At 67.7% G+C, this 8,975-nt stretch carries 6 protein-coding genes and 2 pseudogenes; 5 read left to right on the top strand and 3 right to left on the bottom strand.

All coding sequences use genetic code 11. The features are described 5' to 3' along the window. Positions 1 to 279: 279 nt before the first annotated feature. Together QF027_RS40445 and QF027_RS40440 are read left to right on the top strand one after the other, a co-directional pair. On the top strand, positions 280 to 651 hold the full coding sequence (locus QF027_RS40445) for a hypothetical protein (RefSeq protein WP_307080394.1): 372 nt from the start codon (positions 280 to 282) through the stop codon (positions 649 to 651). Positions 652 to 1,595: 944 nt separating this feature from the next. Beyond that, entirely contained in the window at positions 1,596 to 2,459 is an 864-nt protein-coding gene (locus QF027_RS40440) for a hypothetical protein (RefSeq protein ID WP_307080393.1), read from the top strand. Between the two features lie 37 nt (positions 2,460 to 2,496). Here QF027_RS40440 and QF027_RS40435 read toward each other — a convergent pair whose 3' ends face one another. After that, positions 2,497 to 2,640 (bottom strand): hypothetical protein, encoded by a 144-nt coding sequence (locus QF027_RS40435; protein WP_307080391.1) that lies wholly within the window; start codon positions 2,638 to 2,640, stop codon positions 2,497 to 2,499. A 1,530-nt stretch (positions 2,641 to 4,170) separates the two neighbouring features. Between QF027_RS40435 and QF027_RS40430 the strand changes: the two genes are divergently transcribed. After that, entirely contained in the window at positions 4,171 to 5,799 is a 1,629-nt protein-coding gene (locus tag QF027_RS40430; protein WP_307080389.1) for a transposase, read from the top strand. 59 nt (positions 5,800 to 5,858) lie between these two features. Then, a complete protein-coding gene (locus tag QF027_RS40425; RefSeq protein WP_373432466.1) occupies positions 5,859 to 6,245 on the top strand; it encodes a transposase in 387 nt (128 codons plus the stop codon). Here the strand turns inward: QF027_RS40425 and QF027_RS50050 are convergent. After that, a pseudogene (locus QF027_RS50050) lies at positions 6,151 to 6,459 on the bottom strand (IS1634 family transposase); the annotation flags it as partial. The gene QF027_RS40425 and the pseudogene QF027_RS50050 overlap by 95 nt on opposite strands. Positions 6,460 to 6,730: 271 nt before the next feature. Between QF027_RS50050 and QF027_RS40415 the strand changes: the two are divergent. Next, positions 6,731 to 7,534, top strand: a pseudogene (locus QF027_RS40415) (transposase family protein). Between the two features lie 177 nt (positions 7,535 to 7,711). Here QF027_RS40415 and QF027_RS40410 read toward each other — a convergent pair. Beyond that, positions 7,712 to 8,626, bottom strand: a complete 915-nt coding sequence (locus QF027_RS40410) for an RICIN domain-containing protein (RefSeq protein WP_307080388.1) — start codon at positions 8,624 to 8,626, stop codon at positions 7,712 to 7,714. Positions 8,627 to 8,975 lie beyond the last annotated feature (349 nt).

Below are 8,975 nucleotides of genomic sequence, written 5' to 3'. Positions count from 1 at the left end.
TGGCCGGAAGCGGGGCCGGGCTGGTCCACAGTTCGGGCAGGAGCGGAAGCCGGGGTGACCGCCTGCGACGTAGACGCAGGGGAAGGAGTGACGCCCTGGAGCGAAACCGCCGCCAGGGACTCGTTCACCGTCCGCACCGGCTCCGCCGGCCGCTGAGCCGCTGCCCGCTCACCCGTCTCCGCGGCCGACCCCGGAGCCGTTCCGGAACGTGGTGCGACAGCGGGACCGGGCTGCGCCTCGACCGGGACCCGGCTCGAGGAAGCTGACGACTGGTTCGCCGTGGCCCCGGGTTCCGAGACCGAGCCGACTGCCTGCACCGGAACCGCCACGGACTGGTCCGCCACCGCCTCGGCAGAAACCGCCACGGACTGGTCCGCCACCGCCTCGGCAGAAACCGCCACGGACTGGTCCGCCACCGCCTCGGCAGAAACCGCCACGGACTGGTCCGCCACCGCCTCGGCAGAAACCGCCACGGACTGGTCCGCCACCGCCTCGGCAGAAACCGCCACGGACTGGTCCGCCGTGTCAGCGAGGGCAGGGTTCGGGTCGGCCGACCTGGCCGTGACCGCCGTGGCCCCGTCCACCGTCCGCACCGGCTCCGCCGGCCGCCCGACCGCGGCCACCTGGTCCATCTCCGCAGGCTCCTCATGACCCGCCATCGGATCATCAGAGGTGGTCCGCACGGGCCGCCACGTGGCGTCGGAAGCGGCCGTGCCGGCCGATCCCGAGGCAGCTGTACCAGAACGCGGTGCGACAGCCGGGGCGGACTCGACGGCCGTGGAGGGAAGAACACCGGCGGTCGGGACCACGCCACCGTCCTCGCCCCCGACCCCACCCGCACCACCCGCAGCAACACCGCCACTCACGTCCACGGCTCCCACCACAGGCGCGGCAACACCGCCGACGGTGACCTCACTGCGATCGGCAGCGGGACGGACCTGCCCGCTGCCGGCGTCCGGCACACCGCTCGCCATACTCACCACAGACCCCGGCACAGGTGCCACCGCCATGGGCCCGTCAGAGACAGAATCCACACCGCTCACGTCCGACGAGACGTCACCGGCACCCGGAACCGCCGCTCCCGGGGCGGTACCCTGCGCAACAGCCCTCTGCGCATCGGGCCGACTCACCGCAGGAGCCGGGAAAGCATCGCCGGCGATCTGGTGCTCCAGGGCTTCGCCCTGCGGGACTCCCGCTTCAGAACGCCCCCCGTCCGAGGCGCTCACGGCGGCGGTCCGCGTGAGCGAGACCGGTTCGGTCCCGCCGTCGCTGCCGCCGGCATCGTCGGCACCACTCATGGTGCCACCAGGCGTGCCGCGGCTGTCTTGTTCCTCCGCGACGTCCGGGCCCGGCACGGTGTTCATCACACCCTCTGTGACGGGCGGGGTCTTGACCACGAAATTGCTGTTGATCCACGTACCCGACGCCACCGCACCCGAGTGCAGCCCATGCGAGCTCACACCGCTGAGGGACGCGCCGGTGAACGTCGACCAGGAAGTGGACCACCCACCATAGAAAAGCCCATTTCCCACGAACTCCGCCAACGCCTCCGAACCGCCCTCGGCAAGAGAACTGCTCGCCACTCCCGGATGCGCATGCGCATGCGCATGCCCCTCCAACCCCACACCATCCCCACCACCAGGCAACCGTTTGACACCGGCCGCCTCCGTCCTGGCAACGGTCTTCGCAACAACATCACCGGCGAAATCCTTCACCGGCGCCCCGCGCTTGAAAGCCTTCTTCGCCGCGTCAGTGGCGCCCTGCAACAAACCAGCCAGAGGGTGGTGGACAGCCCCCATGATCCCGCCGATCAGCCCGTCCTGCGCGATCTGCTTCCAGTCGAAACCCTTCGGACTCAACGCGCCAGACGTGAAAGCGATCATGCCCAGACGCACCGCGAACGTCTCGAAAGCCTCCTCGAACGCCTCACTCACCGCCGGCAGCGCATGCCGCTGAAGCGCAGCCATAATCACCAAGATCGCAGCACGACTACGGGCCCTGGCCACAGCCGCCCGACCCAAAGCCGCCCCACCACTGAACATGGACAACGCAAAGGCAACAGCCAGCTCGATCAGAAGCCGGATCACCTCAGCAATGATCTGCCACTTGGACTCCAGGATCTGATACGAAGCCCTCACCCGGTCATCGGCAATTCCGTCCAGATCCGCCGAGAACTTCCTCAGGTAACCAGTCCCCCCGCCGTCCACGAACGTACCCATCGCACGGACATAATCCTGCCCGACCTGAGCCGGCAACGACCTCGCAGCACCCGCAACAGACTGCTCGATGAGATCGGACAACTCATCCAGATTCCTCGCCAACCGCCGGTACGACACATGACTGGCACCAGCCAGATCCTCATTCGCCTGCAACAAACGCTCACCAATGAGAACGAAAAGCATGTTGTTCACCAACGGAGAGGCCTGGATCGCCATAAAAAAGTCACCTCTCCGTACTGAATAGTACCGACGACACCATCGTCCTGCGCCTGATGAATCACACGAAGAGGGGCTCACTTGGGTAGTTCCCTCGCGATGCCGAGTGGTCGTCCGAGACCATGACCACGATCACCGACACACCCCAACCCTCCGGGGTGGCGAGGGTGGACACTTCCTCGCCGGCGAGGAAGTCGAGCCGCACGGATCGGCCTTGTACACCGCTTAGGCGATCTTTTCCGCCACGGCGACAGCGGCATCATAACTGGCGTCGACGCCGCTCCGATAGTGGCGATCGGCCAAGCCCGGTGGAAAGTGACAGACCATTACTGATGGCCCGTCACGGACGACGAACACGAGGAACGTAAGGAGGCGCAACGGGCGATGCAGGCAAGAAAGCGCCGGTGTTCACCACGCGTCGGCTCATCGCCGCATGTCCGGTCGAAAAGCACATTGGGGCGAGCAGGATGTTGCCCACCATCGCGGCCATACTGCCGCGATGACGAGAAAAGGCGACTCGCCACGTGTGCGCTCGGCTTCCCGCGCTGGAGGGCCATGCCGCGCTCGGTAGCGTGACTCATCCCACCTCCTCCTGCGGTGCGTCAAACAGGTCTAAAAGCCAAGGCTGGCAACAATGTGCGCTCCGTCATGGGCATCCGGATAGCGGACGCCCGCGGTCATGCCCGAAAGGGACCAACAGCTTTCCCTTCCGGCCCTTGCTACCGCACGGCGCACCAAGACCCAGCGGGCGCCCCATGATTGTGCGGGTACGCCGCCCCGGGTCCGCTTCCCGTCTCGGGGAGGCACAGAGGAAGGCCCGCGATCAGCATGCCGAGAGGCCCGTGGGCTTCAGTCACACAACACCGTGACGGGAAGCTGGAGTTGCCCGAGCTCCTTCCAGAACCAGGGGCAGGACGTCGGTCTTCCGGCAGCTGAGTACAGAAGCGGTCGGATCCCTGGGGACCAGGACTTCCGGTTGACGGAAGCATCGTCCTCGTAGTCCACCCCATTGCGCCCTATCGCCCAGGCAATACCGAATGACCGGCATCAGGCGCCGGAGCAGATCGGTGGCCTGCGACAGTCCCGGTCGGCCCGGCTCACGGATCGGCTCACCGATGTGCTCGTCCACAATCTCCAGCAGCTTCTGCGGACGATGCACCCGATGCGCCCTCGCGTCCGTTTCGCCCTCGACCGGAGCGACCAGGACGCCGGCGTCGACCGACGCGTACCCCGTGAGCGGACATCCGCGTGGGAAAACGCCTTGGCGATCAGGGACCGCTGGTCCTCACAGAAAGCCTCGCCACCGAAGAGGAAGAGGTGAACGGACGGCGGCGATTCCCCGCGGGCGACCAAGTGTGCCGCGAGGCGGCTGAGGGGGGCGGAGTGGAGGTCGCGTCAGTGAACCGTTTCCATCCTGTCCTGCAGGGGTGAAGGTGCAGGTCAGCGGTGTGGGGTGACGAGACGAGGCTCCTGGTCGTTGCGGTGGTGTTCTCTACGCACCACTCATCGGGGCCTGTCCCTGAGGGGTATGGAGCTGCTGTCGCTGGAGTGTGTTCAAGGGCGTTCTGGTGAGCGGGAGTGGGTGTGGGTGGCTTTTGTCGGGTAGCGCGTCTCGGCTGTGGGGCTGGTTCTTGGTGGGGAACTGACGTTCTCGCCTCGAATGCGTGACCTTGGCGGGTGATGCTCGTTTCCCATGGCGACGGGTTCTTCGGGCGGGGTCGGGAGGGGTGGCGGGGTGGGGGAGCTGAGGAGTATCGCGCCGCCGTTCGTCGCGTCCGGTCCGTCCGGTGTCGCCGTCCGGACCCGCCTCAAGGACCTGACGCCGGGCGATGAGAAGGTGTTGCGTCTGGTGGGAGCGCATCTGGGGTCGCTGGCCTCGAAGGATGTCAAGGCCTGCTGTCGGGATGGTCTGGAGCATTGCGGTGAGGCGTGGGCGGTGCGTAAGCGGGAGTTGACGCCGTTGTCGTCGTCGCGGTGGGCGGGGTCGATCACCAAAGCTACGCATGACCAGTGGGCGCTGGCCCGCCGTGGCCAGCTGGCGCACATCCAGAACCTGGAAGCCGGTATTCGCACCGTCGAGGGCCGGTTGTCCCTGCCGGCCAGGCAGAAGGGGAGCAAGAAGGCGCCGGGGGGTTACCGGTCCCAGCGGGAGTGGCATGCGAAGTCGAGGCGGCTGCGAGTGCTGGAGGACCGGCTGACGGCAGCGCGGGCCGACCGAGAGGCCGGACTCGTCCACGTCGTGCGCGGCGGCAAGCGGCTGGCCCGTGCCCGGCACCATCTGGAGGCGGCCCAGCTCACGGAGTCCGCGTGGCGTGGGCGGTGGGAGGCGGAGCGCTGGTTCTGTCAGGCGGACGGGGAGTCAGGCAAGCGCTACGGCAACGAGACGATCCGCATCAGCCCCGACGGCGAGGTGAGCATCAAACTCCCCGCACCGCTCACGCATCTGGCGAACGCCCCGCACAGCCGCTACACCCTCGCGTCCAGGGTCACGTTCGCGCACCGGGGCGGCGAGTGGGCGGACCGTGTCGCGGCCAACAGGGCGATCGCCTACCGCATCCACTACGACACCGGCCGGGACCGCTGGTATGTGACGGCCTCCTGGCAGATCCCGCCCTCCCCCGCGCTCCCCATCGAGGCCGCGCTCGCCCACGGCGTGATCGGCGTCGACATGAACGCCGACCACCTCGCCGCCTGGCACCTCGACACCCACGGCAACCCCACCGGCAGCCCGCGCCGCTTCTCCTACGACCTGAGCGGCACCGCCGAGCATCGGGACGCCCAGGTCCGCCACGCCCTCACCCGCCTCCTGTGGGCCCAAACGTGCGGCGTCAAGGCGATCGCGGTCGAGGACCTGGACTTCGCCGCCGAGAAGACCCGGGAGAAACACGGGCGCAAAAAGCGCTTCCGGCAGCTGATCTCCGGCATGCCCACCGGCAAACTCCGCGCCCGGCTGTCCTCGATGGCCGACGCCACGGGTATCGCGGTCATCGCCGTCGACCCGGCCTACACCAGCCGATGGGGCGCCCAGCACTGGCAGAAACCCCTGACCAGCACGACTCGCACAACCACTCGCCATGATGCTGCTGCCGTGGCGATCGGAAGGCGCGCCCAGGGACACCCGATCCGGCGACGGACGACACCGCCCCCACACGACCGGAGTGATCGTGCGGGGCATCGGACCGTCCAGGCCGGACCAGGCATCCCTGGGCGTGAGGGAACCCGCCCCCGCATCCCCGGACCACGGACACGATCCGTCGGCGCCGGACGCGGAGTGAACGCGGGCAACCAGAACGCCCAACACCGTCCGGGGCGTTCGGCCGAGCATGAGACCTGGCAACAGGACTCACTCCCGCTCAGTCTTTAGGAACGGTGGACACCTCTGAGCCCGGCGCCGGTGGGGGCCGGGGAGGAGGGATCTCTTATGTGAAGGTCTACTCGCCCGAGTTCAAGGCGGACGCCGTCGCGCTGTACCTGTCGGATCCGGGCCACACCTTCGAGGGCATCGGCATGGACCTGGGCATCAGCCGGGAGACGCTGCGCAACTGGGTGCGGGCCGAGCGGGCCCGCCGTGGTGAGAGCGGCACGACGAGCACGAACACGGAGGGTGTCCCGGTGAGCGAGGCCACGAAGCAGGAGCTGGAGGCCGGGATGGCGGCCCTGCGCGCGGAGCTGAAGACCGTGCGCAAGGAGAACCAGAAACTGGCCACCGAACGGGGAGCTGCTTGTAGCCGAGCGCGATGCCCTCGGCGGACAGGTCCGGGTCGGAGCATCGCAGCAGGTACTTGCCGTCGAGGTTCTCCTCGGTCCTGATCCTCGCGGTGTCGATGCGGAGCTTGCCGGACGGGGTGGCGCGGAGGTAGCGGTTGAGGCCGGGCTTGTCGGCGATCTTGTCGCGGAGTTCGCCACGTTTGAAGTCGCTGAGCTTGTCGGTGTCTTCGATCAGGGTCGTGAGCTGGGAGACGAGCTGTTCGCGTATGTGCTGGTCACGGGTGGCGGCTTCGGGGTTGTGGCAGATCACGAACCGGCGCGGATCAGGCTGGGTTCAACCCACTGACCTGCACCTTCAACCCGGTAGGGACTCCAGAACCCCCGAATTACGCGGAACGCAGGTCAAACGCGAGACGCTCCGCGGCGCCCGCCGCTTCGACGGGGCCCGAGCCTGCCGCCTGGCCGTCTTCCGCTGGACCACCCGCTACAACACCCGTCGACGACACTCCGCGAACGGACAGCAGGCCCCGATCGCCTACGAACAGCAGTCAGCTACCCTGACAATCGCCGCATAACGACACGAACAGGTGTCCACCCCTCGGGGACAAGGCCCATCGTCCGAAAAGCCTCGCTTGGTCCCGTATCGCGCCACGATCGATGTCCCTTATGAGCTGGTTGAGCATGTGTCCTGGCTCATCTATGCCCGAAGGTGTGAACGTCGCTCGCTATGGCGCAAGTTGGGTTGCTTCAAGCAGGCCCTGCTGGCGCTGGTACACCTGCGCAAGAACGAGACGCTGCCCCAGGTCGCGGCGGGGTTCGCTGTCTCCACCGCGACCGCGTAGCGGTACGTGCACGAAACTCTTGAGGTCCTGGCCCCCTGGGCGCCCGGCTTGCACGAGGCCCGGCTTGGGCGAAGGGGACTTCGTCATCGTCGACGGCACGCTCATCCCCATCGACCGCATCGCCGCGGACGAGCCGTACTACTCCCAGAAACACAAGCAGCACGGCATGAACATCCAGGTCATCGCACGTCCGGACGGCACACCCTGTGGTTCTCCCGCGCAATGCCGGGCCGCACACACGACCTGACCGCAGCCCACGCGCACGGCATCGTCCAAGCCTGCCTCACGAGACAGATTCTCATGCTGGCAGACCGCGTCTACCAAGGCGCCGGCGCCACCGTCCGCACCCCGCACTACCACCACCGCGAACAACCCGCCCACTACCAACAGTTCAACCGCGACCACGCCCGTCTCCGCGCCCCCGGCGAACGCGCTTTCGCCCAACTGAAGACCTGGCGGTTGCTACAGCGAGCACGCTGTTCCATCCGCCGCATCGGCACAGCAGTTCAAGCCGTCCACACCCTGATGACCTGCACATATTCAGGATGAAAACGGTTCAGCCAGAGGAATTCCTGCCAAACTCGACGAGTTCGGGCGTCCAGTTGTGCGCTTGTTGGCGGCGCCCAACGTGCAGGGGTCGGCTCGCTGCGCAGTCGGCCGGGCCGGCCGCTGGACGTCACGGCCGCAGGGGTACAGGCAATGCGTTGCCCGGCCATGGAGGACCGGTCAGCCGGTGCTCCACTTCTGGATGTCCTGGCCATTGCAGTCCCACAACTGCAAGCGGGTGCCGTTACCGGTCTTCCGGTCCTTCACGTCGACGCACTTGTTCGCCTGCGGGTTGACCAGGTCATGCGCGGAGTTCAGCCGGAACTGCTGGGCGGGATTATGACTGCAGGTGGCCAGCTGGACCACCGCACCGTCGCTGGTACTGCCCCAGGCGACGTCCATGCACAGCCCCAGCGCGCGCACCGTCCCGTCACTCATGAAGCGCCAGCTCTGCTGCGCGAATCCGTTGCAGTCCCAGATCTGCAGCGGCGTACCATCGCCCCCGGCATCCCTGACATCGATGCAACGGCCCGAGGCATAGCTCCAGATGGACACGCCCGCGGCCGCCGAGGAACTACCGGACGACGTCGCTCCGGTGACGGCGGACAAGGCCCTGCCCGGCGTCGGCCGGGGGGCGACATCGTCCCGGAAGCCGACGGTGTCGGCCGGGGGGGGCGACATCGTCCCGGAAGCCGACGAGTGCGCTCCCGGGCCCCCGGCACCGTGTGATGCCGCGGAATGCCCGACCGGATGAGTCGTCCTGGGACTGCCACCATCGGTCGGCGACGCCGATCCGATGGCACCATAGACGCTTCCGTCCCCCGGGGAGCCCAGCACCGTGCCAGGCGTCGCACCGACCGGACCCGCATGAACATCCTCACCGTCACCACCCACCAGGAACGGCACGGTCATCAACAGTGTCCCCACGATGGCCGCCCCGGCCAGCAGGCTCTTGTGCGGCCTCCCCGACGGGGCAGCCGACGCAGCCTCGGCCGTACCCTCAGGCGCCTCTTCCGCCTCCTCCTCATCAGCAGCCGTGACGCTCTCCGCGTCCGCCTCCCCCGGTTCAGAGGTGGTGGCGGTGGCTCCTGCCACGTCCGCCTCCCACACCCCTATGGAGAGCGGGGATGCGGGCTCCGGCTCGGGAACCGGCGATGCCGCGCCCCCGGCGGCCGACGGAGCCTGAGCCGTTCCGCCGACAGCAGTGGCCGCTTCCACCTCCGGTGAACCCACGGCCTGACCTGTACGGGGCACCACCGTGCCCACTTCCGGCGCCACCGCCTGGGGAAGTGCCTGCCGAGAGCCCTGAGCCTCCGATGAACTCATGATGTCCTTTCCAACGGTCAAAAGATGATGCGCTGAAGTGGTGTCACAGCCGCCCGGCAGCGGACACGGACGCGCCACGATTGGCCGCGCCCCCAGCACCGCGACACACACGGGAGAC

The sequence above is a fragment of the Streptomyces canus genome, from assembly GCF_030816965.1.
GTDB classification, from domain to species: domain Bacteria; phylum Actinomycetota; class Actinomycetes; order Streptomycetales; family Streptomycetaceae; genus Streptomyces; species Streptomyces canus_E.
This window is presented reverse-complemented; position numbering and strand designations above follow the sequence as displayed.

What these genes read in the sequence shown, in the direction of transcription:
- QF027_RS40440 (WP_307080393.1), top strand. Translation starts at nt 1,596, where the DNA reads ATGCGCATGCGCATGCCCCTCCAACCCCACACCATCCCCACCACCAGG.